Here is a 24,780-nt window from a genome sequence, read left to right on the forward strand (position 1 = left end):
TAGCGTCCCCCCGCTGATCATTAAGCCGATGCCGACGCCGACCAGCGCGCAGCCTCAGCTGCGGCATTGCAGGGCAGCGCGTCGGGGTGCACGGAGATGCCGAGCCCCACCCGCGATCGCTCAGTGCATGGCTCGCGCTGGTCGAGGTGATGGCGAGAGGCGCAGATAGCTGTAGAACTGGAGCAGGATCAGCGCCAAGCAGAGGACGATGAATGTGGCGCTGATCGGACGCTCCAGGTAGGTCATCAGGTCGCCACGCGAAAGCACCATCGCCCTGCGAAAATTCTCCTCGAGCATGGGTCCCAGCACGAACCCGAGCACGACGGGAGCCACCGGAAATTCCAGCAGCAGAAAGATCGCACCGACACAGCCGAACACCGCTACGAGAAGGATATCGAACACGTTGTTGTGCGTGCTGTAGACACCGATTGCAATGAAGAACAACGCGGACGGGAACAGGAAGCGATAGGGAATTCGGAGCAGCCTGACCCAGATTCCGATGAGCGGCACGTTCAAGACCATCAATAACAGGTTGCCGATCCAGAAGCTGGCGACCAGCCCCCAGAACACGTCTGGATGCTCCGTGATCAGTTGCGGCCCGGTGTTGACGCCTTTGATGATCAGTGCGCCGAGCAGCAGGGCCATGACGGGGTCGCCGGGGATACCGAGCGACATTGTTGGGATGAAGTCGATCTGGGTCTTCGAATGTGCGGCCGCCTCCGGCGCCGTCACCCCCTCGATCGCCCCCTTGCCGAATCGATCCGGCGACTTCGAGACCTTCCGCTCCAACGCATAGGCAACGAAGGTCGTGATCGTAGGCCCGGTGCCGGGCATCGCGCCAAAGATGGCGCCGACGCCGGTGCCGCGCAGCATCGGCAGGATAGATCTCTTCAGTTCAGCGCGCGTAGGCATCATCTGCCTCATGGTGATGCGCGTTGTCGTGGTCGAGACCTCCCGTCGATCGACGGTGAGCAGGAAATCGGCGATGCCGAACAGCCCAAGAGAAAGCGCCGCGAGATCGATGCCATCGGCGAGATCCGGCAGGCCGAACGTGTAGCGTTGAATGCCGCTGCTGACGTCGGTGCCGATCGAGCCGAGGAAGAGACCAAACAGCGTCATGGCGATGCCCTTGAGCGGCGAGCCGCGCGCCATGGTCGACCCCGCCAGCAGCCCGAGCAGCATCACCGCGCTGATCTCGGTCGGACCGAACTTGAAGGCAACGGCCTCGAGCAGCGGCGAGACGAAGACCATCAGCGCGATACCGACGGATGCGGCGAAGAACGAGGCCATCATCGTGACGCCGAGCGCAGCGCCGCCGCGTCCGTTCAGGGTCATCGGATAACCGTCGATGCAGGTGACCGCGTGCGGAGGATGGCTCGGCAGATTGAGGAGAATGGCGCAAATGGCGCCGCCATACATGGAGCCGTAGAAGATTCCGGCAAGCATGAGGATGGCCGGAACCGCCGGGATTACATAGGTCAGCGGCAGCAGCATGGAAATTGTAGTCATCGCGCCCAATCCGGGAAGGACGCCGATCAGATTTCCCAGCACCACGCCGATGACGACCCACATCAGGTTCGCAGGCTGCAGCGCGACGCCGAAACCATACAATAGATCAGCCAACGCCTGTTCCATCGCTCTTCCCCCAAATCCCTCGACCGTTCACCCCCAGGCGAACAGCGCGAACTGCAGCTTCAAACCGTAACTGAAGATGACAACCGCCGCGACGACGAGGCCTGTTGCCAACAAAGCCGCAGTCCGTGCCGAATTGGCGGCGCTGCCCATCGCGGCGACGAACACCGCGATGAAGGTTGCCGGCACCAGGCCTCCATACACCCCGATGATCGCGAAAGCGATCAGAGCACCGAGGATGCACAGCCACCCCCGCCAATTGACGGTCGTGACTTCACCGCCCTCCTCTTGATGTCCCCTTGAGAACACGCCGATCGCAAGACCGACCAGAACCATGAACATGCCGTAGAAGAACGGCATGTAACCGGGTCCCATGCGGGTTGCCGTACCCATTCGGTAGGTGAGCGCGAGCGCCGAGATGCTCGCGCCCATCATCGTCAGCAGCGCCGCGCCGATCCGATCCTTGCCGAGACGATCGACTAGAGTGGCAGGTCCGCGACGATCGGTCGTGTCCGCCGGCTCACGCAACCCGGTCACCTTTCTTGATCTGGACGGTGCGACTGTCGACGCCCGGCAGCATCTTGGCGGGATCGCGTGTCACCACGACGTCGATCACCGTCGGGCCCACGCGTCGCGCGAGCGCCTCGTGAAGCGCGGGCGCCAATTGCTCGGGGCGCTCGACCCGAATACCATGACAGCCCATCGCCGCGGCGACGTCCGCATAGTTGGTTTCGTTAAGATCCGAGGCGTGATAGGCGCCCGCACCGTACATCAGATGCTGTAACGCTTTGACGTAGCCCGACGCCGCGTTGTTGACCACGATGACGGTGAAAGCGAGTCCCATGCGGCGCGCCGTCTCCAGTTCGCCGATCATCATGTTGAAGCCGCCGTCGCCGGTGAGCGCGAAGACCGGGTGTCCCGGAGCCGCCGCCGCCGCGCCGATCGCGCCAGGCAGGCCATAGCCGATCGAGGCCGAACCCCGATCCGGCACGAAAGCGCGGCCTGCGCGCTTGGTATCGAACAGCAGCCCGCCCCAGTGCGCCGCGAAACCGCCATCAGCCACCAGGTAGCCATCGGCCGGCAGCGCCGCGTTGATCTCCGTCAACAGACGGGCGATGTCGACGGGATGCTCGTCCGAATGGAGACGCGCGCCGACCTTGCGGCGCCAATTCGCCATTCGCTCCGCGATATCCGCTGGCCGGCCCGCCCAGCGAACCTGCAACCGCTCCCGCTGCGGCGCGAGCGCAGCGGCAAGATCGGTCAAGCCGAGCAACACATCGCCCCACAACCGCAAGGTTGCCGGAACGGTGCGGTCGAATTCCTCGGCGACGCAGTCGAGATGGATCAGCGGCTTGCCTCGGCCCGGCACCGTGTAGCGCTTGGTTGCGATCTCGCCGAGCTTGCAGCCCACCACCAGCAGGAGATCGGACTCCTCGATCAACTCGTTGGCAAAGCGATCGTAGCGGCCGAACAGGCCTGCATTGAGCGCATCGTTGCAGGGGATCGCACCCTTTCCGGTCAGCGTGTGCGCAACCGGCAGCTTGAAGCTGCGGGCGAAGTCGGTGAGCCGCTCGGCCGCGCCGGAGAGATGCACGCCGCCGCCGGCGAGAATGACGGGCGCGCGGGCGGCCGCGATCAACTCGGCGGCCCGGGAAATACTCGCCGCATCCGGACGCGCGCGCAGCGACGGCGCTCCGCGATAGATCGCGTCGCCATAAAAGTCCGCTGCGCTGAAATCGTGCACGGCATGGGAGACATCCTCGGGAACGTCCACCACCACCGGGCCGGGCCGCCCCGAGGTCGCCACCGCGAAGGCCCGGCGCATCAGCTCTGGAATGCGGCCGACCGACTCGATGCGGATCAGCTCCTTGCATACGGGCCGCAAGACATCCGTCTGTCGGCATTCCTGAGTCATGTTCTTCCAGGAGTGCTCGCGATGGGTATCGCCCACAAGGACCACCAGCGGCGTGCCCGCGTTGAACGCCTCCATCAACCCGGTCACGAGATTGGTCGCGCCGGGACCAAGCGTGGCGTCGGCCAGACCGACCCGGCCCGACACTTTCGCATAAGCATCAGCCGCGAAGATTCCTGCGCGCTCGTCGTTGACGAGGTGGTGTGGGAGCCCGAAGCGCCTCGCCGCATCATAGAACGGCAAGAGCTGAAACCCGCCCATGCCGAACATCACGCCACCATCGAAGACCTGGATCATCCGGGCGATGGCTTCGCCACCGGAGATCGACAGGACATCGGTTCCGCCGTCGGCGTTCACTTCAACGTGCTGATTCATTGTCTCGATCATTCCTCTTGAAAACGTGTGACACTGCTGCTCGAACGTCATTCGATGCTGGCCCCCGAGGCCTTGATGACCCCGGCCCATTTCCTGGTTTCGGATGCGATCAATGCGGCCAGCTCTTCCGGCGTACTCGGTGCGGCATCGGCGCCGAGCTCGGCGAGGCGGGCCTTGACGCGGGGTTCGGCGAGAATCCTGCCAACCTCCTCGTTGAGACGCGCGACGATCGCCTGCGGCGTCTTCGCCGGCGCCACCAGCGCAAACCAGGACGTCACCTCGCAGCCAGGCAGGCCGGCTTCCGCCATGGTCGGAATGTCCGGCGCTGCCGTCGAGCGATGCGGGCTCGTCACTGCAAGCGCGCGCAGTTTGCTGGCCTTGATATAGGGCAGCGACGAGGAAAGATTGTCGAACATCGATTGGACCTGGCCGCTGATCAGATCCACGACTGCCGGCGCGCTCCCCTTGTAGGGCACATGCACGAGCTGCACCTGCGCGACCATGTTGAACAGTTCGCCGCTCAAGTGAATCGATGACCCGGCTCCCGAGGACGCGAAGTTGATCTGACCTGGCTTGCTCTTCGCAAGAGCAATGAACTCCTTCAGATTCGCCGCAGGAACCTCTGGATTGACCACCAGCACGTTCGGCACCGTCGCAACCAGGCTGATCGGCGCAAGATCCGTGGCGAAGTCGAAAGGCAGCTTCGGATAAAGGCTGGTGTTGATGGTGTTGGCGATCGTGCCCATGAAGATCGTGTGGCCGTCGGGTGCGGACCGCGCCACCTGAGCCGATGCAATGCTTCCGCCCGCGCCCGGCCGGTTTTCGATCACCACGGGTTGACCGAGGACCTCGGACAATTGCTGCCCCACGATGCGCGCGACGACGTCGGTCGAACCGCCAGCCGCATACCCCACCACGAGGTGAATCGGTTTCGACGGATAAGGATCGGCATGAACCATGGCTGCGGAGCTGCCCCACACCAGAACCAACGAGACCAACGTCCCCAACCAGCACCGCCTCATCGCCCACTTCCTCCACCGCTTGACATGTCCATATTATGGACTATTAATGATCGCCCTTGTGATGCGCGTTCTGGAATCGAATGACCATCTCCGTCAAGCGATTCTGCGCATGACGATATCCTTCATTTCTTGCGAAGCGGCATCACGAGATCGACAGGATATCAGAAATATTCCATATATTGGACATATCATGAAGGATGACGCCATCAAGCCCACCGGCACGCAGAGCATCGGCCGCGCGGCCGCAGTGCTGCGTGCGCTCGCGCTCCGCAGCCAATCGGGCGCGCGCATGGCCGACATCGCCCGTGAGACTGGACTTGAGCGTCCGACGGCCCACCGCATCCTCCAGGGCTTGATCGCCGAAGGCATGGCCACTCAGAACGAAGGCACGCGCCGCTATTATCTCGGCCCGTTCATCTACGAGCTCGGCTTGCTCGCGGAGCCGCGCTTTCATCTGCGCGAGATCGCACGTCAGGCGGTCGCGTTTCTCGCGGAGCAAACAGGCGATACCGTGTTTCTTGCCGTGCGCGGCGGTAACGATGCGCTTTGCATCGAACGCAAGGCCGGTAGCTTTCCGATCAAGGCGTTCACCGTCGAAGTCGGAAGCAGGATGCCCCTCGGGATCGGCTGCGGCGGCATCGCGATGCTCGCCGCGCTCCCGGAAGAGGAGGCCGCGAGCATTCTCAAGTTCAATGCGCCGCGCCTTGCGGAGTACGGCGACGTGACGGCGACACAGCTCGCTGAACTCGTGGCGGCCGCGCGCGGCCGCGGTTATGCAATCAACCCACACCGCGCTCCGGGCATCGCGGCGGTCGGCATGGCCGTGCGTCACGCCGATGGCGGCCTTGCGGGCTCGATCAGCATCGCGGCCATCGAAAATCGACTGCCGTCGGAGCGCATCGAGAAGATCGCGCCCATGCTGCGCGCTGAAATCAGGAAGATCGAGAAGATGCTCCGCGCGTCCTGAAGTGGCAACGCGCAATCGACGCGACTGAAGGAAAGACCGCATCGAGCTTGATCCGGTCAGGCTTCATGCTACTTGGCGGAGTCTTTCTCGCCTTGACTGGTGGTGAGGCTCTCCACGCTGACATGGCACATGTCGGACGATCTCCCATCAGGCTGGCGTGGTACGGCATAGTCCTTTCGCGTTGCTGAGCAGGCACGAGATTCAGATGCGAACGAACTGGATCGACGATTCCCTGATGAGGCTCGGTCTAGAACGCGGCCAGGCCTGGAAACGCATCGATCCGGCTTCTACGTCAGGAACCTGCCCTGCAGCGGCTCGTTCCTAATGCGGTTCGCGAAGCTGTCGATCGAGGTCGGCGGCCTGATGACCGGCACATGATTTAGATGTCGGCGCTCCATCAAGTCGCCGACCTCCTCGAGAGGCGCCTCCTCGCTGGTGGTCGCCGGCTGACGCGTCATCACCTGCTCGACCTTGCGGCCGTGCTCCTTGACGAATTCACCCGCGATTCGGTCGGCCCCAAGCACGATCGTGAGCAATCGATTGCGCGCATGCTCCGTGCCGATTTCGATCCGCCTGAGGAAATCGCTTTCGCACAGAATGCCGACGAGCTTACCGTTCGCGTCCACGATCGGAAGACCACTGATGTGATGTGCAAGCATCACCTTGATAGCGTCGGCAATCGAGGCTTCGGGCCGGATCGTCATCACCCGTCGAGACATTATCTGGTGCGCGCGCATATCTTCCACTCCGGAGCGGTTCAAGAGGTATTTGCTGCGTCAAAGGACGTCTTGACAGAGATCAACCTCAGCACGGGACGGGATTGGCATAACGATATGTCCAAACTTATTCTCGATATCAATGACCGGATCGAAGCGGCGGCGGACGATCGATCGCGCGGCGTCATCGTCCGGAAACTGCGCAAAGCGCTTGAGGGAGTATGAGCGTCGCTGCCTGATGCTAGTCTAGAATCTGCGCGAAATGTTGAGAGATTTGGTCAGAACAATCTTATCCGAGGCGAGACAAGGCCGGTGAGCCAGGTCAACAAGGTGGCGAAGACAATGAGAATCGTGATGCCCGTTGCACTGACCATGACTTGAGCAAGCACGCCGCCCGATACAGTTCTTAGAAAGGCATAAGCCGCAAGCGACAGCAGAACTCCCACACAGTAGACCTCGAGCGAGTTTTCTCCGCAGCGAACGGCCCTCAGGAACACGCGCGACCGCATGGCGGCCCAATGCGCCGGCGCGAGATTGGCGACGCAGACCGCAAGCGCAAAGAAATGCAGAAGCCGTAGCGGATCGAGATCCGACTTGTTTATCGGATAGACCAAGGCTTTCAGGAATTGAGGAACTGCGAACTCGATAGCCGGGTTGATCCAACTCATTGCAACAGCCAATGACCAAATCAAGTATGCGGCTGACAGCATGATCGCCGGACGTGACATCACGAATGGCGCTAGCCGCCCGTGCCCCACCACCGCCCACCATCCACCGATCGTGACGAGGAATTGCCAGGCGAACGGGTTGAAATACCAGTCGTTCGTCGGCCATCCCCGAAGGTTCCAGCCGTATATCTGAACCAGGCCGTACAGCAGGGCCGAAACAGCCAAGGTGACATTTGGGAATCTGAGGAGAAGAAAAAGCCACGGCGCAAACAGCAAATGGAAGAGCACGAAGGTCGGCAGCACATCCGTATTGACGGGCCGGTATTGCAGAATCGCCGCACGCGACAACGCTTCTCCCGGCTGCTGCAGGACGATCGCCACATTTGCGTCGTCTGCGAGTTCGGCATCCATCCAATGAACGGCGACGACCAGAAAGAGCGTCAGCAGCAGAAATGCCGCATAGATGTCCCAGCTTCGTCGAATCGTATGACTAATCGTCGCCCAAGCCCCGGCGCTTCGGAACACGCGTCCATATGCCATCGTGCACGTCAGTCCCGAGACAAACATGAAGACTTCAGTGGTGTCACTGAATCCATAATGGCTCAACGTAAGCCAACTGCAGATATTCCCCGGGATATGGTTGATGAAGACAAACCAGAGTGCAACCCCTCTGCAGGCATCGAGCCGAATGTCCCGGTCAAGCATATCGTCGAGTGGGCCCATCGCAAATATTCGAAATATCCCCGCTGATCCTATTCGCTTAAGGCTCGCCCAGGCTCCCTAAGACAGCTCTCCAGCGCTGTGAGCATCTGCATCCGGCCAACGATACCCACGACCCGTCTCTTGCGAAGCACCGGCACCTGCGAGATCTGGTAGATATCCATTTCCTTGACGACCGCCTCGATCGTGGCGTTCTCATCGACGCAAACGGGATGAGGGCTCATGACTGCATCGACCCGCAGTCCCCTCGTCCGCTCACGAGCGAGCTGGCCTTCCTGTCTCCCCAGTAGCCATTCGAGCCAAAACCCCTCGGGATAACTGACGCCCAGCTCGCGACGATGGAGGAAGTCGCCTTCGGCAATAAGGCCGACCAGAGCCCCTTCATCATCGAGAACCGGCAAGCCACGTTGATTGGTCTCGAGCAGGAGATGGAGGGCCTCCAGCAGCGGCGTTTCCGGCTTCACCGTTGCGAACGAGGTCCGCATGATATCTGACGCCCGCATTGCTTCTCTCCACCGCAACCTGCGCCTCGGCCCCTCTTGATCGCGGCATTGAACGGCCATCGGTCGACCTGAATAGAAGGAGCGTTCCGCTACGCGTTGCGGCCTAGTGGACCATAAGCAAGCAGACCTGAGCCTGTCGCAGAAGGCTCTGTGTCATGCCGCCGAACATCCATTCACCCAACCGGCTATGTCCATAGCCTCCGGTAACGATGAGGTCGGCGCCGACGTCCGTGGCCAGGCGAATGAGATAACCGGCATCCGGCTCCGCCGTATGCACCCGGACTTCGTGCTCGCAATTCACGCCGTGCCTTCCGAGATAGCCGGCGACGTCGCGCACCCGCAGATGTGCCGCATCCTGTTCGTCCGGGGTGCAGATTTCGGCGATCGTGACCTTCGACGCCCGCGTCAAGAACGGCAACGCCTCGCGAACCGCAAGGCGCGCTTCCCGAGTATCCTTCCAGCCGATCACGATACGGTCACCAGCCAGTTGCGTCACACCGTCCGGCACCGAAAGCGTAGGACAGCCCATCCGCAGCATGGCGCCGGCGGAATCGAGATAGCGGGGGTGATAGGTCCTGTGCTGCTTGCGCTTGACGACAACAAGGTCAGCAGCCCTGGCCTGCTCAGCCAAAAATTCGGTCGGAAATCCAATTGCCGAGCGCCATTCCACCTTTTCGCCTGGCAGGCGAACAATCCGCCTGAACCACGCCTCTTTGGCCGACAGCGTTGCCCGTATGCGCTCGAGATCCTCGGCTGTCGTTTCCTGGATGATCACGCCTTCCGCAGCGATCGTGGGTTCGGTTGCGATCGCCGAGACACCGAGGATGGACGCCCCAAATCGACTGGCGATGCCCTCCGCGACGGCAATCTGCCCTTCTTCCTGCTGCTCTGGATCGACGTAGACCATAACGCTGGCGAAAGACATGTCCGCGCTCCGAGGTGACAACCCATTATCGTGTATCGGGTCCCTTCAAGGCTTGATGCACATCAAGCGAGAAAATGTGCTCTGACATCGCAGGCCGCTCCCAGGAGAGCAACCTGTCCTACTCGTCCAGCAAATGCTTTTCGATCTCGCCGACCGGATGCCCAGTAAGGTCCTTAGTCACGGCGGCTGATTTGGACAACAGCTCCATCCTGCAACTCTTGCAGCCCCTCCTCCAAGTCGGGCAAGGTAAATTTAGAGCGTATGATTCCGGATCATCCCTGTTCTCGTTGCGCGCCGGGCGAGATCATTTGGCCGACCCGCCAGAGACTGTGCGATATTTATTTCCGGACAAACCGGCTCCCGTTCCACCGTAGCAAGCTACTTTGAGATAAAGACCAAACCCCTGGGCCGCAGCTACTGAGCCCCCGCACATAGAATCCCATTTGCGTACGTCCGCTCGAATTTCGGGAGGCAGCATCTGAAGGTGCGCAGGATCCCAAGGGTCCTGCGCTGTTCCACTATGGGAGAGCGCCGGCTGCAGAAGCCCGAGCGACGCAAGAAGAGCGCTTGCAAGCACCGAAGCGATTTTGATTGGCTTCACTGCCCAGGGCTCCTCAAGCTTTGGAACAATTTAACCTCCAACGCCGTGAACAGATTGAGCGAGATCAAGCGAAATCCGCTGATGACCCGCAGGGAGACCGTAGAAGCACTCGACTGCATCCCCACTTGCCGGGCGGTTCGTGGTCAGTTGACGCAAATCAACCCACCAATGCTCTGAGGGAGTAAGCGAATTCTGCGATCACGGGACGCTTCGGCCGCCCGGCGACAGAGGACATCCGTCATGCAACTCCGGCAGGCGACTCTCCGTCCGAGCCCCCTTCGGAGCGGGGCCCGCGCTCTTCTTGCGCTCGCGCTCAGTTTTCTGCCTTCAGTGTCAATGGCGGAAGACGAGGTGAAGCTAAGCGCGGCGCAGGCGCAGAATCTCGGAGTCCGGGTGATGCATCCGGTTTCGAGCCGTACCGACAAGACATTGCCCTATCCCGCCCAGATCGTGATTCCGACGCCGCAATTGTGGGTCGTCAGCGCGCCGGTTGCAGGGATGGTCTCCAATCTGGCTATCGCTCGCGGAGATCGCGTCAACGCCGGCCAGCCACTCGTTACACTGGAAAGCCCAAGCTTCGTTTCGCAGCAACGCGAGTATCTGCAAGCGGTCGCGCAAGAAGTTCTCGCCGCCCAGCAACTCAAGCGCAACGCCGATCTGTTTGAAGGCAGGGCGGTGCCGCAACGTGTGCTGGAGGCGAGCCAGACCGAGGCGCGGCAGGCCAGCATCGCGGTCGCGGAGCGGCGTCAAATGCTGCGTCTGAGCGGACTGTCCGACGAGGCGATTTCGCGGCTGACCAACGAGGCGGCGATCAGCGCAACGCTGACCGTCATCGCACCGCGGGCGGCCTCCGTAGTCGACATCGCGGTTTCACCAGGCCAGCGGCTCGAGCAGTCCGCGTCGCTCGTCAAGCTCGCGCAGCTATCGTCACTCTGGGCGGAAATCGCAATCCCAGCGGCCAACATCCGTGCGATCCGCACGGGTGCGAAAATTGAAATCGAGGGCTATACCACGCCGGGCCAGGTCGTACTGGTCTCCGAGACCACGGACGCGGCAACCCAGACCATTTTGGTGCGCGCAGAAATCCCCAACAACGGGGAGCTGCATCCCGGCCAAACGGCTGCAGCGCGCGTCGGCTTCCTCTCCGCTGGCGAAAGCGCCTGGGAGATTCCCTACAGCGGGCTGGTCCGCCGCGGCGAGCAGACCTCGGTCTTCGTCGCCATCGACGGCGGCTTCCGCCTCGTCCCGGTCACTCTGCTCGCGGAAGATCAGGACCACGTCGTGGTATCCGGCCCCATCACGGACAAGGACGAGATCGCCATCGGCGGCATTTCGGCGCTTCGCGGCATTCTCTCTGGGTTAGGGCAATAGATGCTCCAACGCCTCGTCGCATTCGCACTTTCGCAGCGACTGTTCGTCGTCCTGAGCGTGCTGCTGTTGATTGGTGCGGGCGCCGTGTTTCTGCCAAGCCTGCCGATCGACGCCTTTCCAGACGTCTCGCCCGTTCAGGTGAAGGTCATCATGAAGGCGCCGGGTCTCACCCCCGAGGAGGTCGAGCAGCGGATCACGGTTCCGATCGAGCTCGAGCTCCTTGGACTGCCGAACAAGAAGATCCTGCGCTCGACCACGAAATATGCGCTGGCGGACATCACCGTCGATTTCGAGGACGGCACCGACATTTACTGGGCGCGCAACCAGGTATCGGAACGCCTGTCAAACATCTCGCGCGATTTCCCGGACGGCGTGAGCGGCGGGCTTGCGCCGATCACGAGCCCGTTGGGCGAGATGTTCATGTTCACCATCGACAGCCCCGAGCTCTCGCTCGCGGAGCGGAGGACCCTGCTCGACTGGGTGATCCGCCCGGCCTTGCGCACCGTTCCCGGCGTTGCAGACGTCAACGCGCTCGGCGGCTATGTACGTGCGTTCGAGATCGTGCCGCGCAACGATGCACTCGCAGCGCGCGGTATTTCGTCCGATTTGTTTCGCCGCGCTATCGAGGCAAACAGCCGCAATGACGGCGCGGGCCGCGTGAACCAGGGCGAAGACAGCGCGCTGGTTCGCGTCGAAGGCAGCATCCGCGGTGTCGACGATATTCGTTCCATCGTCGTTGATACCCGCGACGGCATCCCGATCCGGGTCAGCGACGTGGCCCACGTCAGGATCGGCGCGCTGACCCGCTACGGGGCGGTCACGGCTGACGGCCGCGGCGAGACCGTCGAAGGGTTGGTGCTCGGCCTGCGCGGCGCCAATGCGGGTCAGCTTGTCCGCGATGTTCGGGCGCGCCTTGCGGAGCTGCAGCCGTCGCTGCCGAAGAGCGTCTCGCTCAACGTGTTCTACGACCGGAGCCACCTGGTCAACCGTGCCGTCGGCACCGTGGTGCGGGCGCTCGGCGAAGCCACTGTGCTCGTGATCGTGCTTCTGCTGCTGTTCCTAGGTAACTGGCGCGCCTCGCTGGTGATCGCGCTCAGCCTGCCGCTCGCCATCGTCATCGCGCTGATCGTGATGCGGGCGGTCGGGATGTCGGCCAATCTGATGAGTCTCGGCGGACTTGCAATCGCGATTGGAATGCTGATCGATGCACTTGTTGTCGTGGTCGAGAACATCGTCGGCAATCTCGGCAAGCACGATCCCGGCAGAGCCACGCCGCTGATCCACATCGTGTTCCGCTCGGTCTGCGAAGTCCTGCAACCCGTCGCCTCCGGCGTGCTGATCATCATCATCGTGTTCGTGCCGCTCCTGACCCTTCAGGGACTGGAGGGAAAGCTCTTTATTCCCGTGGCGCTCGCAATCATTTTCGCCCTCGCCGGTTCGCTCCTGCTTGCGCTCACCGTCGTTCCAGTCGCGACCTCCTTCATGCTCAAGTCCGCCTCGCATGGCGATCCCCTGCTGATCCGGGCCGCGCAGCGCGTCTACGCGCCTGCTCTGGATTGGGCGCTGAACAATGAGCGCAAGGTCATCGCCGCGGCACTGATCGGCCTCATCGCTGCGGGCTTTGCCTACACAAAGCTCGGCAAGACCTTCATGCCGACCATGGACGAGGGCGACGTCATCGTCAGCGTGGAGACGCTTCCTTCCGTTAACCTGGACGAATCGCTCGCCATCAATGCCAGGCTGCAATCCGCGCTGTTGAAGGTGCCGGACGTTGCCGGCATCATCGCACGGACCGGATCGGATGAGCTCGGTCTCGATCCCATGGGTCCCAATCAGACCGATACGTTTCTCGTGCTCAAGCCGGCGGCAGAGAGGCAGACTACGGACAGGGAAGCCATGCTGCAGAAGCTTCGCGAGGTTCTGGCCGGCTTTCCCGGCATCTCGCTCAGCTTCACCCAGCCGATCGACATGCGCGTGCAGGAGATGATCAGCGGCGTACGCGGCGACGTCGCGGTCAAGATCTTCGGCCCGGACATCGCCAGGCTCAATGAGATCGCGGCGAAACTGTCGTCCATCCTGTCCGGCATCGATGGCGCCGAAGACGTCTACACCACGCTCAACGAAGGCGCCCAATACTACACTGTGGCCGTCAACCGGATGGAGACCGGCCGCCTCGGCATCACGGTCGATTCCATTGCCAACTCGCTGCGCACACAGATCGAGGGCAGGACGATCGGAACGGCGCTCGAGGAGGGACGCCGCACGCCCATCCTGGTTCGCGGCAGCGAGACGACTCGGGAGGCGCCTACTCTGCTCGCCAGCCTGCCATTGACGCTCTCGTCCGGGCAGCACGTCGCGCTGTCGCAGGTCGCCCGCATCCAGCGCGTCGATGGGCCCGTGAAGATCGACCGTGAAAACGGCAATCGGATGAGCGTGGTTCGCGCCAATGTCCGCGGCCGCGACATGGTCGGATTTGTCCAGGCAGCTCAGCAGAAGGTTGCCGCCGAGTTGCCGCTGCCCGACGGCTATCGGCTGACCTGGGGCGGCCAGTTCGAGAACCAGCAGCGCGCCGCCGCGCGGCTCTCCGTCGTGGTGCCGGTCGCCATCGGCCTGATCTTCGTGCTGCTGTTCACCACATTCGGCTCAGTGCGCCATGCCCTGCTGGTGCTGGTCAACATCCCCTTCGCGCTGATTGGCGGCGTATTCGCGCTGGTCTCGAGCGGCGAATATCTGTCCGTTCCGGCGTCGGTCGGATTCATCGCGCTGCTTGGCATAGCCGTGCTGAACGGCGTCGTGCTGGTCTCCTATTTCAACCAGCTCCGCGCTCATGGCCTGAGCGAGGGGCGCATCGTCGTCGAAGGCGCCAAGCGAAGGCTGCGGCCCGTTCTCATGACGGCCAGCATCACGGCGCTCGGATTGATCCCGCTGTTGTTCGCCTTCGGTCCGGGATCCGAAGTGCAGCGACCGCTGGCCATCGTCGTGATCGGGGGTCTGGTCTCGTCCACGCTGCTGACGCTGATCCTGCTGCCGATCCTGTATCGCCGCTACGGCGGCGCTGCTAAGGAGGCCAAATGACGAGCGCGGCCGTCTGCATCACGCTGATCCTGCCGCGCCAGCTTCGCGCTGAGCTGTTCGACTATCTCAACGAACAGACCGATCTGGTGAGCGGCTTTACGGCCTCCGATGCAGCCGGACACGGCGCCGGCGTGCGGCTCCAAAGCATGGCCGAGCGCGTCAAAGGGCACGCCGATCAGGTCATCGTATGGATTGTCCTGCCACGGAGCGATGCCGAGCGCCTGCTCGACCGGGTTCGGACTTCGTTTGCCGGCACCAATCTCGTCTATTGGATCCTGCCCGTGGCAGAATTCGGCACCATCGATTAGGCGTGAACCCATAAAGTTTTGTCAGGGCAGACGGCTTGCCCAAAGTCCGCTATCCATCGATAGCGACCAAACTCTGCAACGCAGCTAAATGAACGATGGGCCAATTGGCGACAAAACAACGGTGAGCAGACAGTCAGATCTCCCCGCTCTGGGTCGAGACAAGCCGAATAGAGGCAGGACCTTCTATGTTGGCCTAAGATACTTTTGAGCGGTCGAAATGAGAGTTTCCACGGCGGATTGACTGTACGAGGGATGCTTCGGATTTAGGTGCAAGCCAGTTTCGACGATCATCACCTGGGTTATCCCGGAGGGTAGAACCTCAACCGCGAATGGTACGAACGATACGTGCGGAGCCTTGAAAGGCATTGGAGTCGCTTTCACTGACGTCGAACGTAGGTGGCGCCCCAGCCAAGACCGAGTGTGGCTGCGACAAGCGAGCCGAACAGTACGCCCAGTTTCGCCGCCCTCAATAATCCTTGATCGGAGAAGGCGAGCATCGAGATGAAGATCGACATGGTAAAACCGATGCCAGCCAGCAGGCCGACCAGACAGACGCCCCTCCACGAAACTCCAGGAGCGAGGCGACAGCCGCCCAGTCGTACCGCGACCCAAGTCGCGCCGACAACGCCAAGCGGTTTCCCAGCGATCAAAGCAAGCGCAGTGCCCATCATCACCAGATGGCCCCCAGCGGAGAGATCGGCGCCCGTTAAGCTGACGCCAGCGTTCGCCAGTGCGAAGATCGGCATGACGCCGTAAGCCACCCACGGATGCATCGCCATCTGCACCCGCGACACCGGCGGCAATATTTCGCGGTGAGCTACGCGAAGGTCTCGCAGCGGTTGCTCCAACAGATACGGATTCCTTGCCTTCACCGCATCGCTACTTCGCAGCTGTTTGAGCACGCGCGACACCACTTCCAGCGGCGGTTCCCGCATCGGTATGGCGCGTGCCGGAGTGATCAGCCCGAGCACGACGCCTGCAAGAGTCGGATGGATTCCGGCTACCAAGAACCCAATCCAAACCAAAGAACCGGGCAGCACGTAAAAGGGCGCCGAACCGATCCCAATCCGCTGAAACCCTAAAGCCGCGAGAATGCCAATTGACGCGATGATGAAACCGCCAAGCTGAAGACTGGTAGTGTAGAAGAGGGCAATGATAAGTACCGCAATGATGTCGTCGATGATCGCCAGAGCAAGCAGGAAGACCCGCACATTGACCGGGATCTTTCGTCCAAGCAGCGCGAGCACCCCGACGGCAAAGGCGATGTCTGTCGCGGTTGGCACGGCCCAGCCCTGCCCTCTAGCCGGATCGCTGTTGAGGCTCAGATAGATGAGTGCCGGGACGATGACGCCACCAATCGCCGCGACCAGCGGCAGAATGGCTTGGTCGGGTCTGCTCAGTGCGCCTTCATGAACTTCGCGCCGAATCTCCATGCCCACGACGAGAAAGAAGACTGTCATCAGCGCGTCATTGACCCAGAAATGCAGCGAACGGGAAAAGGCGTGTTCCCCGACACCGATTGTGAGCGGAAGGTTCCAAAAGGCGTGATAGCTATGGGCGAACGGAGAGTTGGCCCAGATCAGTGCAGCGGCGGCGGCAGCGAGAAGGGCGGCACCGCTGACTGCCTCGACATGCAGGAACCGATGAAGTGTGCTGAGGGCCTGTTCCGCCAGCCGCTGGGCTTTCGGCAGTTCGTCAAATGAGGGGCTATCGTTCATGGGGCGCACGCTTTCCGCGTGGCGGCCCGACCATCGCTTGACCTGTCGCTGCTTTAATGCAGTGAGCACCCGAACGCCGTTATACATCGCAATGGCGACAATTCAACCTTGGAAGAACGACCCATCGCCGATGCCTGTTTGGGGCCATTCGCGACGGGTCAAGCCAGTAGCAAGTCCCGCCAAGTCAGTTATCCCGCCGAAAGCGGAAGTAAATCAGGCCCGGGGCGTTGCCGATTGATGCTGCGGCCCGAGACGTGATTGGCTGTGTGCTAATGAGTCCGCGCCCTAACTAACCAACAAGGCCTTGTTGCTTGGCGTTCAGGTTGCGTAAAGCTCGCCAAGCTGATCACTGCGCGGCCACCGCTTCGTAAATATCCTCCTCTTGAGCAGTATGCATGCGCACAAGCGTTTCGATCGCCTCGATCACACGCTGGGCGTCTCGGATGAGATAACGGTCGACCTTTTCTGACGGTAGGTCCGCCGCGATCCGCGCGAGCAGCCGCGCAAGGTGCAGGATCTCTCGGTGCGCGCGGCTCATGGCCGAGAGGCCGTGGCGTTCTCGCAGCACACTTGCAATCTTCGGATAGACGCTGCCTTCATCCTCGCGCTCGTGCGTCACGACACTGCCCTGAACCAGGCGATGAGCCTCTTCGATCAAGGCCGCCGCGGTGTCTGGTGTCGCATCGTCAATCGCATCGACGATCTTGCGCAGCCGGTCGAGATCCCTGAGAAGCGCCTGATGGTCGTGATGCAGTGCCAGCCCCTGCTCTGCGGATATCCGGCGACCGGTGTTCCCGTAAGCGGGGGTGAGCGCCCGCAGCGCGTTCAGGATGACGGCAACGTCGATCACCTCCTGCACGACCGCTGCCGGTACGGGTTTCAGCCAGCCAGCAGTGGCGGCCACCATGGCCGCTATCGACAATCCCATACCGATAATGATGCTTTGGAGGGCGATCCGCCGCGCCCGCTGCGCAATGATGATCGCTTCGCCGACGCGATCGAGCCGATCGGCCAGGATGACCACATCCGCCGCCTCGGACGAGGCGCTCGCGCCACGCGCGCCGAGCGCGACCCCGATATCGGCCACGGCCAGCGCCGGGGCATCATTGATGCCATCGCCGACCATGATGGTCGGATGCAGCCGCTGTTCCGTGCGCACGGCCTCGACCTTGTCAGAGGGAACGCGGTCGGCCAGCACGGCATCGAGGTCGAGTGCTGCTCCGATGGCCTGCGCCGCCGCGGCGCGATCGCCGGTGACCATCACCATTCGCGCGATGCCCGCATCGCGCAGCAGCCGGATCGCACGCGGCGTATCAGCCCGCAGCTCGTCGGCCAGCAGCAGCGCGCCGAGCGGACGGCTATCCACAGCGACAAAGACGATCAATGCCGAGCGCCACGATGCGCGCCGGATTGCCCGCAGCTCCCACGGCGACAGGTCGGCATGCGAGCGAAGCAGCTCTCGCGAGCCCGCGGTTACCTGGCGGCCGTCGACCAGGCCGGACAAGCCGGTGCCCATGGTTTCCTTGACCTGTTCAGGCGCTTTGAGCTTGAGGCCGCGATCGACGGCCGCAGCGACGACAGTCTTGGCGAGGACGTGATGCGAGGCCTGCTCGAGCGATGCCCCAAGCGTGAGAACCTCGTCCGGGTCTTCCCCCGGAGCGACTTCAACCGAAAGCAACCGCGCACCTCCAACCGTGAGGGTGCCGGTTTTGTCGAAGAGCACGGTGTGTGCGCGAGCCAGCGCCTCCAGTGCCCCTCCGCCCTTGGCCAAGATGCCGCGACGGGCCGCTTGCGCCACGCCGGCAATGAAGGCGACAGGCGCGGCCAGAATCAGGGGACAAGGCGTTGCCGCCACCAGCACGGCGAGACTGCGGATCAGATCGCCGGAGATCCACCACGCCAGGAAGGCGATGACGAGCGTCACCGGCAGAAAGATCAGCGCATAGCGATCGGCCAACCGCACAAAGGGAGCCTTCGCCGTTTGCGCCGCCGTCACCATGCGCACGATGCCAGCGTAGGTACTCTCGCCAGCCGGTGCGGTAACGGTCAACTCCAACGTCTCACCCGCATTCAGCGAACCGGAAAGGACGGCGCTGCCGCGGGTCTTCGCGACGGGGATCGGCTCTCCCGTAACCGCGGACTCGTCGATGGTCGCCATGGCCGAACGGACGATGCCGTCGACTGGCACGATCTCTCCAGCCCGCACCAGGAGCTCCTCGCCGACCGAGACGTCCTCGATCGAAACCTCCTCGATCCGCTCGCCGGTCTTGCGATGTGCACGGCGCGGCGCACGATCGACCAGTGACCGCAGATCGTGCTCAGCTCGCGCGACAGCGATATCCTCCAGCACGTTGCCTCCGGAATACATCAGCGCGACCACAGCCCCGGCAAGCGGCTGGCCGAGCGCCAACGCCGCGCTCATCGAAAGGAGCGCGATCGCGTCCACTCCGAGGCGGCCGCCCAGCAGGTCCCTGACGATCGAGACCGCCAGTCCTCCTATCACGGGCGCCGTTCCCATTGCCCATGCGAGGTCCGCCAGATCAGGCCGGCCCGCGGCTCGCGCGAGAATACCTGCGGTCAATCCCGCGATTGCGACCGCAGCCAGAGCCCATCGCAGAACCCGCTCAAACGACATGGTCCAATTCCGCAGCTACCAACATCATTCTCTTCCGAAACCAGCTTCGCGGTTTGAGCGGAATCAATGACCGGTTCCGAACGCTCGCCAACAAATGCAGCCTACTCAAGCTGCCCACGAGTTGGATCAAGCAGGCGAAGAACTCAGGAAAGCCGGAACCGGCGATTGAGTCAGAAGCCGTTGGGTCTGGAATACCGACGCATGTCCACGACTTGGCCGCGGACTAGCGGCTTGTCGGCAGCATTTCCGGTAAGGCCCATGTCAGCGGGCCTGCGCCCTCTCCTGGCCCGATTTGATCTGGAGCAAAGAGGATATCGGGCCAAAGGACTATTCTTAAACTGCTTCACTCGCAGGAGTGTTGCCATGATCGTTGAGCGCCTATCACGAGAGCATCGCAATATTGAGGCGCTGCTCGCCATCCCTGAGCGGGAGCTCGATTTCATCGAGCACGAGCGCCATCACATGATGATGGAACATCGCGATTTCTTTCCTGCCGTACCTAAGGCACTCAAGCCTCAAGATTGGACCGAAATCGCTTCGGCCGTAACTGGTCGTAAGGACCCGCTGTTCAGCGATGTTCCCGAAGAGCGGTTTGACGCGCTAAGCGCACATATTTCTTTGCGGCTGGCGGCTGACGCCGAACGAAATTGGTCGCGTTTTCGCGGTTGCGGGGAGCTTGATAGCGAGTTTGTTAGGATCGGGCCCGGCTGAATACAGAGGCGGTGAACAAAGTCCAGAAGTCGGCGACAGGCGAAGAAGGTCGCGCTGCGGCTCGGGATAGAGTTGCGGAGTAGGAGACCGCCAGTGCTAGAAGCCACCTCAAACGACAGTCTCGAGGCGCTCGTGCGTCATGCGCTGTTGACGACGCGCGCCACAGTGATCTGTCCGTTCCATCCAGAGGTGATCATCCGTGTGGGCGACGACGCCGCCGAGACTCATGCCTATTACCGCGTTAGAAACATGATCAAGAGCGATAGCTGGGAGCATGAAGATTTGATGGACGAGATTGCCCGCCAACTGACAGATGCGGCCGACGGCGCGTGTCCTCGATGTGCACAACTAGCCGGTTGCCATGGATAACGCGTTACGCGCCTCGAAGATCAGTCCGGACGGGTTGAGCTGGATCAAGATCTCTCACGTTCAACAGGAACAGGATACACATATATATTTTCTCTAGCCGATGGAGGGAACAGATGAGTCTTCCAAGATTGTGGAGCCAAGAATTGGATCCGTTCCGAATGATGCGGCGTGAAATGGAAAACGTGTTTCGTGGCTTCGATCAGAAACCGTCTCCCGGCATTGGGGCTGGCGCTCCAGCAATCAGTGTGGCGGAAACAAGTCATGCCTTCGAAGTGACTGCAGAACTTCCTGGCGTGGACGAGAAAGACATCAACGTTAGTCTAGACGATAACCAGCTGGTCATTTCAGGCGAGAAAAAGGCGGAGAGCACGAAAGAAGACAAGGACTGGCACATCGAGGAACGGAGCTACGGCTCATTCTATCGATCGATGTTTTTGCCTTTCGAACCAGAAGAGGGAGCCGTCGAAGCTCATTTCGACAACGGCGTACTCCATCTCTTGATCAAGAAGCCTGTCAAGGCCCTGAAGAGCGCCAAGACAATTCCTGTCAAGACGGGCGCTCCTCCGAGCTAAAACCCTACATCGAACAGCGCCGTCGTACCAAATAAGGCTGCTTAGCCCTGAACGGTCGTCGCAGGAAACCGGGGACTGGAACTTAAGAGCTGGTTCTGGTCTCCGGAGTTTAGGCCAAATTTGCGCAGGCACTCGTTCAGCGCAAGAGGTGTCTTCGCTGCTGGGTGTCGGCTGCATTTTGGCCTCCTGGAGACGGCCGGAACTCATCGCTGCGGAGATTGTTTCGGCTTCGGGGTTCCTGAATTGACTTCATGTAGTTCAGGGCTGCCTCCGCATCGTCCCTGCTGAAGCGGAAGGTCGGCATCGAGGGATGAATGCTGCTATAGCCATCCTGTAGTCGCTGCAGCAAGTCGCTATCGTAGAGCTTGGTTTCGCTAAAGCTGCGAAAGGGCGGCGCTTGCCTGAGGGGGCTCGCCCCGGTCCTGCCAACCGAGTGACAGCGTGCGCACAGCTTTTGCAGCAGATCTTTGCCATGTTGTTGCTCCGCATCGAGCGCGTGGGCGCAGGCGCTCCACCAGAGACCCATTGCCAAGAGTATCGGCAAGCATCGCATCATCGCAGTCGTTCTCGCGAAACAGCTCACCAGCGCGAGGTTGCCTTGCCGTAGACGTAGAGCACGATCAACCCGACGGTCACCACCGTCGAGAAGATCAAGATGTTTCGATCCCAATCGATCCGCTCCTTCTCGGCCCTTCTGAGAGCCAGAGCCGTGAATAGGGCTTTCAAGGCGAAACGGCGCATCGAAGCAGCCCTCCCGACCCACACGATGTCACCGTCGTTGAAATCCCGCTTGATACAGCTCAAAGGATGACCTCGGTCGGCGATTTGACCTGCCTCAAAACGTGCACGCTACTCCGGAGCTAGATTTTGCCTGGAGGCGACCAATGGACGAGACGTTCAAGCGGAAAATCCTTCAGCTTCTGGATCAGCACCGGACCATGAGGATCGCGACGTTGCGGCCTGACGGCTGGCCCCAGGTGACCACTGTCGGCTACGCCAACGATGGGCTCGCTATCTATTTCCTTTGCGGAGCGGACAGTCAGAAGGCAGCCAACCTGGCGAGGGACGATCGCGTCTCGCTTGCGGTGGATGATGATCCCGCGCAAGTGATGGACATCGCGGGCCTATCGATGGCGGCACGCGCGAAACTCGTGACGGACTCCGCGGAATTCGAAAGGGCCTTGCGGCTCCTGATCTCGCGATATCCGAACCAGAAGGGGCTTGATCTCCCCATGCCGAAAACCCCGGACGTCTGCGTCTTCCGCCTGACACCCACGATCGTCTCCCTGCTCGACTACTCAAGAGGATTTGGACATACCGACCTGATCGCGTGTTAGAGGTGTGAGGCGTCAAAGTGCGCTTGCGCGCATTGATCCGCTCTTGGCCGCAGGGCGACGCTCAACGAAATCCGTGACGGGACCGCTGTGCGGAAAATCGCCCGTCCTTGATCCAGCGCAACACTAGCCGCCTCCCACATGGCTTAATCGGGTTTTGCTGCAGGTGCCAACCGCGGGTGGACGGAACATGTCGCGCAGCACGCGATTCGCCATCAGCCTTGCGATCCTGATCGCGTTAGCAGCGTTGTTTCTCGTCCGCGTGTACGATGCGAACGGATCTAAACTTGCTGCAGGCAGCGCATCGGAAGGATATCGCCTCGCGGAAGCATGGTGCAAGCCGTGTCATGCAATCGAACCGCACATGGCGGGAATGTCGGATCAGGCACCGGGCTTCGCAGCAATCGCAAACAGGCATGGAACGACGGCGCTTTCGCTGAAAGTGTTCCTGAAGACCAGCCACCAGAACATGCCGAACCTGGTTATCGCGCCCGATCAGGCCGACGCTCTCGCGAATTACATCCTTAGCCTAAAGGCTCAGGACTAGAACGCTGATCGGCGCGACCGTGACCGTAAGCTGGGGTCTTAGCGAGCCCGGTCGGCTTGCAAGGTCTCGAAGAACGCCACGATCGCGTCAATCTGGTATTCGACGAGCTTTGGCTTGAGCATTGCCTGGTTCGGGCCTACGCGACGGTGGTTTGATGTCAGTAGCTGTCGGAGATCGCTGGTTGAAAAGGATGGCCGGCTGGCAATTTCGCTGAAGCTTGGCGCGGGGAAGCGAAAGGCTGGCGTTTCCCTTGAAGCATCCGCGACGATGTGACAGAGGCCGCAGGTCCCATGAGCGAGCGCGCGACCCTGCGCGATCTGATCCGCGAACAGCTGATCGCCGAACGGTGAGTTGGCCGGCACCTGGATGGTGATCCAACCGAGTCCGCTAGCGCGGTGGCAGGCATTGCATCCGTTCGTGAGATCCGAGTAGGCCTTGGCAAAAGCTGCACCATCCTTCTGTTGGATCGCGCGATCCAGCGCCTGCAGATGTTCGGCAGTTTGGGACGATCGCAAGCTTTCGGAGGGAGACGGCATTGCCTTCCGCAAGTTTGTCTGGATCTGTCGAAGCTCATAATTCGCCAAGTCCCAGTTGCTGAGCTTTCCGGCAAACCATAATTTGATGTGTTGGAATTGTAGCGCGATCATAAGGTCGGATAGTTGGGCTGACGTGCTGCCAGCCGGCAAGTTCACCTGTGCGCCCGCATTGAATGGCGGGAGCATGGCAACAATCGCGGCGGTCATCAGCGTCCGGAACTTCATGCCAGCGCTCGAAATGATGAGGCACGATGACATCGAGGCCAGGCTCGGCGTTGATTCCGATCCGACACCTCCGCGCACGTTACCAGAGCGAGGTCTCGATGCATCAACCAAGGACAGCGAACGATTTCCTTGTCGATCGGCTCAGGCGTAGTTGATCAGACAAGCAGGTTCGTGAAGAATGGTTCAGTGATCTCGGCGACCGACGACTCAGTCCCGTCAGAAGCGACGGCGGTGACAAATTCGCGGTCACAGCTCCAGCAGCGCCAGAGCTCCTGGGCTTCCTGAGCATTGACGCGTTCATGCCATTCGAGACGGACTAGCCCAGAACCACAGCGAGGGCATTTTGCGTTATGCGGCGTTGAGACCAGCGCCATATGGAACCTCCCTCGTATCCGGTGCGCAGCATGCGTGTCTTGGCAGTATAACGAAATGATTTAGATCAACGATTTGCTCGCCCTTCCGCTAGCTGACGTGGAGGCGGCGCTGCAGTTAAGCTGTAAGTAGTCATCCGAACTTTCGCCGAAGCACCCTCCCTTACCTTCCGCACGGCGATTGAACCATACGACATCCGTTGTTGAGTTGGGTCAATGCGAACCCGAGGAATGGCACTAGAGACAATTGCGGCGCCCAGACTCCGCTTCATGGCAGGGCGCAAGCGACCGCAATCACCGGAGTTGGCTCCGAGAGGCAACTCCGCCGGCTAGTTCGACGGAACGTAGGCTAGACCCGGCGGGTTGGATTGCCACAGCCCCTGCAGGAAAACGCAAATCGAGAAATTGGCCTCGGCGCTCCTCCTCGGAAGCCCGGGCTGATTTGCCTTCCCGCTCCGCGACGTCGACAGGAGAGCCACGATGTCGAGCAACATTCACGCCGACGATCTGACCGCAGTCGTGCGCTACGCGCTCGAAACCACCCGTGCCACGATCATCTGTCCTTTCCACGATCAGGTTATCATCCGCGTCGGCGACGATGCCGCCGAGAGCCATGCCTTCGAACGGGCGAAAAGAATCACCAAGAGCGATGGCGGGTTCTGGGCATCGGACGTCCTCAGGGAAGAATTCGGTCGTCAACTCGGCGCCGCCACGGATGGCCGATGCCCGCAGTGCGATCGGAGGGATTCTGGCACCTGAAGATATGGCCGGACTTGACCTGCGATCTTCACTCCCGGCGGCACCGGATAATCCAATAGACCTGTTCGCGCTCCGTCTATTTCAACTGTTCAGCCATTGCCCCCATTCGCGCGCGGCTTGTGGAACTAAGGACGAACTCACGGGATCGCCTACGCGCAGGTCAGCGATGAGACCTTGCGCCAACAACAGACATTCTGCCTCGCCCCTG

Annotated in this window: 24 protein-coding genes; 11 read left to right on the forward strand and 13 right to left on the reverse strand. The window is 61.4% G+C overall.

Features of this window, described 5'->3' with window-relative positions:
- Window positions 1-120: 120 nt before the first annotated feature.
- Genes K289_RS0109190 through K289_RS0109205 form a run of 4 tightly spaced genes read right to left on the reverse strand, consistent with a single transcriptional unit; the run spans window position 121 to window position 4,878 of the window.
- The gene (locus K289_RS0109190) at window positions 121-1,623 is read right to left on the reverse strand and encodes a tripartite tricarboxylate transporter permease (RefSeq protein ID WP_371260796.1); all 1,503 of its coding nucleotides are present in this window, start codon (window positions 1,621-1,623) and stop codon (window positions 121-123) included.
- A 39-nt stretch (window positions 1,624-1,662) separates the two neighbouring features.
- Complete coding sequence (locus K289_RS44115) at window positions 1,663-2,160, reverse strand: tripartite tricarboxylate transporter TctB family protein (protein WP_051310528.1); 498 nt, start codon at window positions 2,158-2,160, stop codon at window positions 1,663-1,665.
- Window positions 2,153-3,919, reverse strand: a complete 1,767-nt coding sequence (locus tag K289_RS0109200; protein WP_051310540.1) for a thiamine pyrophosphate-binding protein — start codon at window positions 3,917-3,919, stop codon at window positions 2,153-2,155. The genes K289_RS44115 and K289_RS0109200 overlap by 8 nt, the downstream gene beginning before the upstream one ends.
- 47 nt (window positions 3,920-3,966) lie before the next feature.
- Window positions 3,967-4,878, reverse strand: coding sequence for a tripartite tricarboxylate transporter substrate binding protein (locus K289_RS0109205; protein WP_245283879.1), 912 nt, complete (start codon window positions 4,876-4,878; stop codon window positions 3,967-3,969).
- On the opposite strand from K289_RS0109205, the gene K289_RS0109210 reads away from it, so the two are divergent.
- Window positions 4,877-5,908 carry an IclR family transcriptional regulator gene (locus K289_RS0109210; RefSeq protein ID WP_156917884.1) on the forward strand — a complete coding sequence of 344 codons (1,032 nt, stop codon included), beginning with the start codon at window positions 4,877-4,879 and terminating at the stop codon, window positions 5,906-5,908. The genes K289_RS0109205 and K289_RS0109210 overlap by 2 nt on opposite strands.
- Before the next feature lie 65 nt (window positions 5,909-5,973).
- Window positions 5,974-6,096: a KUP/HAK/KT family potassium transporter gene (locus K289_RS48550; RefSeq protein WP_084788586.1), complete on the forward strand. Its 123-nt coding sequence runs from the start codon at window positions 5,974-5,976 to the stop codon at window positions 6,094-6,096.
- A gap of 99 nt (window positions 6,097-6,195) precedes the next feature.
- Here K289_RS48550 and K289_RS44120 read toward each other — a convergent pair whose 3' ends face one another.
- The 4 genes from K289_RS44120 to K289_RS0109235 form a co-directional block, all read right to left on the reverse strand.
- Window positions 6,196-6,645: a CBS domain-containing protein gene (locus K289_RS44120; RefSeq protein ID WP_084788578.1), complete on the reverse strand. Its 450-nt coding sequence runs from the start codon at window positions 6,643-6,645 to the stop codon at window positions 6,196-6,198.
- A gap of 257 nt (window positions 6,646-6,902) precedes the next feature.
- Window positions 6,903-8,015 (reverse strand): OpgC domain-containing protein, encoded by a 1,113-nt coding sequence (locus K289_RS44125; protein ID WP_051310529.1) that lies wholly within the window; start codon window positions 8,013-8,015, stop codon window positions 6,903-6,905.
- Between the two features lie 29 nt (window positions 8,016-8,044).
- Window positions 8,045-8,515, reverse strand: a complete 471-nt coding sequence (locus K289_RS0109230) for a CBS domain-containing protein (RefSeq protein ID WP_027551241.1) — start codon at window positions 8,513-8,515, stop codon at window positions 8,045-8,047.
- A 103-nt stretch (window positions 8,516-8,618) separates the two neighbouring features.
- On the reverse strand, window positions 8,619-9,440 hold the full coding sequence (locus tag K289_RS0109235) for a universal stress protein (protein ID WP_027551242.1): 822 nt from the start codon (window positions 9,438-9,440) through the stop codon (window positions 8,619-8,621).
- Between the two features lie 937 nt (window positions 9,441-10,377).
- Here K289_RS0109235 and K289_RS0109250 point away from each other — a divergent pair.
- The 3 genes from K289_RS0109250 to K289_RS0109260 are packed head-to-tail and all read left to right on the forward strand — an operon-like array spanning window position 10,378 to window position 14,795.
- Window positions 10,378-11,412, forward strand: coding sequence for an efflux RND transporter periplasmic adaptor subunit (locus tag K289_RS0109250; RefSeq protein ID WP_371260797.1), 1,035 nt, complete (start codon window positions 10,378-10,380; stop codon window positions 11,410-11,412).
- Complete coding sequence (locus tag K289_RS0109255) at window positions 11,413-14,487, forward strand: efflux RND transporter permease subunit (protein WP_027551244.1); 3,075 nt, start codon at window positions 11,413-11,415, stop codon at window positions 14,485-14,487. It abuts the gene before it with no gap.
- Window positions 14,484-14,795: a DUF3240 family protein gene (locus tag K289_RS0109260; RefSeq protein WP_027551245.1), complete on the forward strand. Its 312-nt coding sequence runs from the start codon at window positions 14,484-14,486 to the stop codon at window positions 14,793-14,795. The genes K289_RS0109255 and K289_RS0109260 overlap by 4 nt, the downstream gene beginning before the upstream one ends.
- 377 nt (window positions 14,796-15,172) lie before the next feature.
- Here K289_RS0109260 and nhaA read toward each other — a convergent pair whose 3' ends face one another.
- Both nhaA and K289_RS0109270 read right to left on the reverse strand, forming a co-directional pair.
- Entirely contained in the window at window positions 15,173-16,513 is a 1,341-nt protein-coding gene (gene nhaA, locus K289_RS0109265; RefSeq protein WP_027551246.1) for a Na+/H+ antiporter NhaA, read from the reverse strand.
- 346 nt (window positions 16,514-16,859) lie between these two features.
- A complete protein-coding gene (locus tag K289_RS0109270) occupies window positions 16,860-19,148 on the reverse strand; it encodes a heavy metal translocating P-type ATPase (protein ID WP_027551247.1) in 2,289 nt (762 codons plus the stop codon).
- Between the two features lie 363 nt (window positions 19,149-19,511).
- Between K289_RS0109270 and K289_RS48560 the strand changes: the two genes are divergently transcribed.
- The 3 genes from K289_RS48560 to K289_RS0109285 all read left to right on the forward strand — a co-directional run bounded on the left by K289_RS48560 (window position 19,512) and on the right by K289_RS0109285 (window position 20,800).
- Complete coding sequence (locus tag K289_RS48560; RefSeq protein ID WP_245283881.1) at window positions 19,512-19,859, forward strand: hypothetical protein; 348 nt, start codon at window positions 19,512-19,514, stop codon at window positions 19,857-19,859.
- 93 nt (window positions 19,860-19,952) lie between these two features.
- Entirely contained in the window at window positions 19,953-20,228 is a 276-nt protein-coding gene (locus K289_RS0109280; protein ID WP_027551248.1) for a hypothetical protein, read from the forward strand.
- Between the two features lie 113 nt (window positions 20,229-20,341).
- Entirely contained in the window at window positions 20,342-20,800 is a 459-nt protein-coding gene (locus tag K289_RS0109285) for an Hsp20/alpha crystallin family protein (protein WP_027551249.1), read from the forward strand.
- Between the two features lie 136 nt (window positions 20,801-20,936).
- Here K289_RS0109285 and K289_RS44130 read toward each other — a convergent pair whose 3' ends face one another.
- Together K289_RS44130 and K289_RS51470 are read right to left on the reverse strand one after the other, a co-directional pair.
- Entirely contained in the window at window positions 20,937-21,356 is a 420-nt protein-coding gene (locus K289_RS44130) for a cytochrome c (RefSeq protein ID WP_084788579.1), read from the reverse strand.
- 23 nt (window positions 21,357-21,379) lie between these two features.
- A complete protein-coding gene (locus K289_RS51470) occupies window positions 21,380-21,541 on the reverse strand; it encodes a hypothetical protein (protein WP_198024677.1) in 162 nt (53 codons plus the stop codon).
- A 143-nt stretch (window positions 21,542-21,684) separates the two neighbouring features.
- Here K289_RS51470 and K289_RS0109300 point away from each other — a divergent pair, with 143 nt between their 5' ends.
- On the forward strand, window positions 21,685-22,137 hold the full coding sequence (locus K289_RS0109300; protein ID WP_027551250.1) for a pyridoxamine 5'-phosphate oxidase family protein: 453 nt from the start codon (window positions 21,685-21,687) through the stop codon (window positions 22,135-22,137).
- Between the two features lie 187 nt (window positions 22,138-22,324).
- On the forward strand, window positions 22,325-22,681 hold the full coding sequence (locus tag K289_RS0109305; protein WP_027551251.1) for a cytochrome c: 357 nt from the start codon (window positions 22,325-22,327) through the stop codon (window positions 22,679-22,681).
- Window positions 22,682-22,719: 38 nt separating this feature from the next.
- Here K289_RS0109305 and K289_RS0109310 read toward each other — a convergent pair whose 3' ends face one another.
- Window positions 22,720-23,442 carry a hypothetical protein gene (locus tag K289_RS0109310; protein WP_027551252.1) on the reverse strand — a complete coding sequence of 241 codons (723 nt, stop codon included), beginning with the start codon at window positions 23,440-23,442 and terminating at the stop codon, window positions 22,720-22,722.
- Window positions 23,443-24,293: 851 nt separating this feature from the next.
- Between K289_RS0109310 and K289_RS0109315 the strand changes: the two genes are divergently transcribed.
- On the forward strand, window positions 24,294-24,572 hold the full coding sequence (locus tag K289_RS0109315; protein WP_027551253.1) for a hypothetical protein: 279 nt from the start codon (window positions 24,294-24,296) through the stop codon (window positions 24,570-24,572).
- Window positions 24,573-24,780: the final 208 nt, after the last annotated feature.

Origin of the sequence: Bradyrhizobium sp. Cp5.3, assembly GCF_000426265.1 — a bacterium.
GTDB lineage: Bacteria > Pseudomonadota > Alphaproteobacteria > Rhizobiales > Xanthobacteraceae > Bradyrhizobium > Bradyrhizobium neotropicale.

Coding starts and splice junctions, on each gene's coding strand:
- K289_RS0109200 (WP_051310540.1), bottom strand. CDS start 3,919: ATGAATCAGCACGTTGAAGTGAACGCCGACGGCGGAACCGATGTCCTG.
- K289_RS0109210 (WP_156917884.1), top strand. CDS start 4,877: ATGGCTGCGGAGCTGCCCCACACCAGAACCAACGAGACCAACGTCCCC.
- K289_RS0109205 (WP_245283879.1), bottom strand. CDS start 4,878: ATGGTTCATGCCGATCCTTATCCGTCGAAACCGATTCACCTCGTGGTG.
- K289_RS48550 (WP_084788586.1), top strand. CDS start 5,974: ATGCTACTTGGCGGAGTCTTTCTCGCCTTGACTGGTGGTGAGGCTCTC.
- K289_RS44120 (WP_084788578.1), bottom strand. CDS start 6,645: ATGCGCGCGCACCAGATAATGTCTCGACGGGTGATGACGATCCGGCCC.
- K289_RS44125 (WP_051310529.1), bottom strand. CDS start 8,015: ATGGGCCCACTCGACGATATGCTTGACCGGGACATTCGGCTCGATGCC.
- K289_RS0109230 (WP_027551241.1), bottom strand. CDS start 8,515: ATGCGGGCGTCAGATATCATGCGGACCTCGTTCGCAACGGTGAAGCCG.
- K289_RS0109235 (WP_027551242.1), bottom strand. CDS start 9,440: ATGTCTTTCGCCAGCGTTATGGTCTACGTCGATCCAGAGCAGCAGGAA.
- K289_RS0109250 (WP_371260797.1), top strand. CDS start 10,378: ATGGCGGAAGACGAGGTGAAGCTAAGCGCGGCGCAGGCGCAGAATCTC.
- K289_RS0109255 (WP_027551244.1), top strand. CDS start 11,413: ATGCTCCAACGCCTCGTCGCATTCGCACTTTCGCAGCGACTGTTCGTC.
- K289_RS0109260 (WP_027551245.1), top strand. CDS start 14,484: ATGACGAGCGCGGCCGTCTGCATCACGCTGATCCTGCCGCGCCAGCTT.
- nhaA (WP_027551246.1), bottom strand. CDS start 16,513: ATGAACGATAGCCCCTCATTTGACGAACTGCCGAAAGCCCAGCGGCTG.
- K289_RS0109270 (WP_027551247.1), bottom strand. CDS start 19,148: ATGTCGTTTGAGCGGGTTCTGCGATGGGCTCTGGCTGCGGTCGCAATC.
- K289_RS48560 (WP_245283881.1), top strand. CDS start 19,512: ATGATCGTTGAGCGCCTATCACGAGAGCATCGCAATATTGAGGCGCTG.
- K289_RS0109285 (WP_027551249.1), top strand. CDS start 20,342: ATGAGTCTTCCAAGATTGTGGAGCCAAGAATTGGATCCGTTCCGAATG.
- K289_RS44130 (WP_084788579.1), bottom strand. CDS start 21,356: ATGATGCGATGCTTGCCGATACTCTTGGCAATGGGTCTCTGGTGGAGC.
- K289_RS51470 (WP_198024677.1), bottom strand. CDS start 21,541: ATGCGCCGTTTCGCCTTGAAAGCCCTATTCACGGCTCTGGCTCTCAGA.
- K289_RS0109300 (WP_027551250.1), top strand. CDS start 21,685: ATGGACGAGACGTTCAAGCGGAAAATCCTTCAGCTTCTGGATCAGCAC.
- K289_RS0109305 (WP_027551251.1), top strand. CDS start 22,325: ATGTCGCGCAGCACGCGATTCGCCATCAGCCTTGCGATCCTGATCGCG.
- K289_RS0109310 (WP_027551252.1), bottom strand. CDS start 23,442: ATGAAGTTCCGGACGCTGATGACCGCCGCGATTGTTGCCATGCTCCCG.
- K289_RS0109315 (WP_027551253.1), top strand. CDS start 24,294: ATGTCGAGCAACATTCACGCCGACGATCTGACCGCAGTCGTGCGCTAC.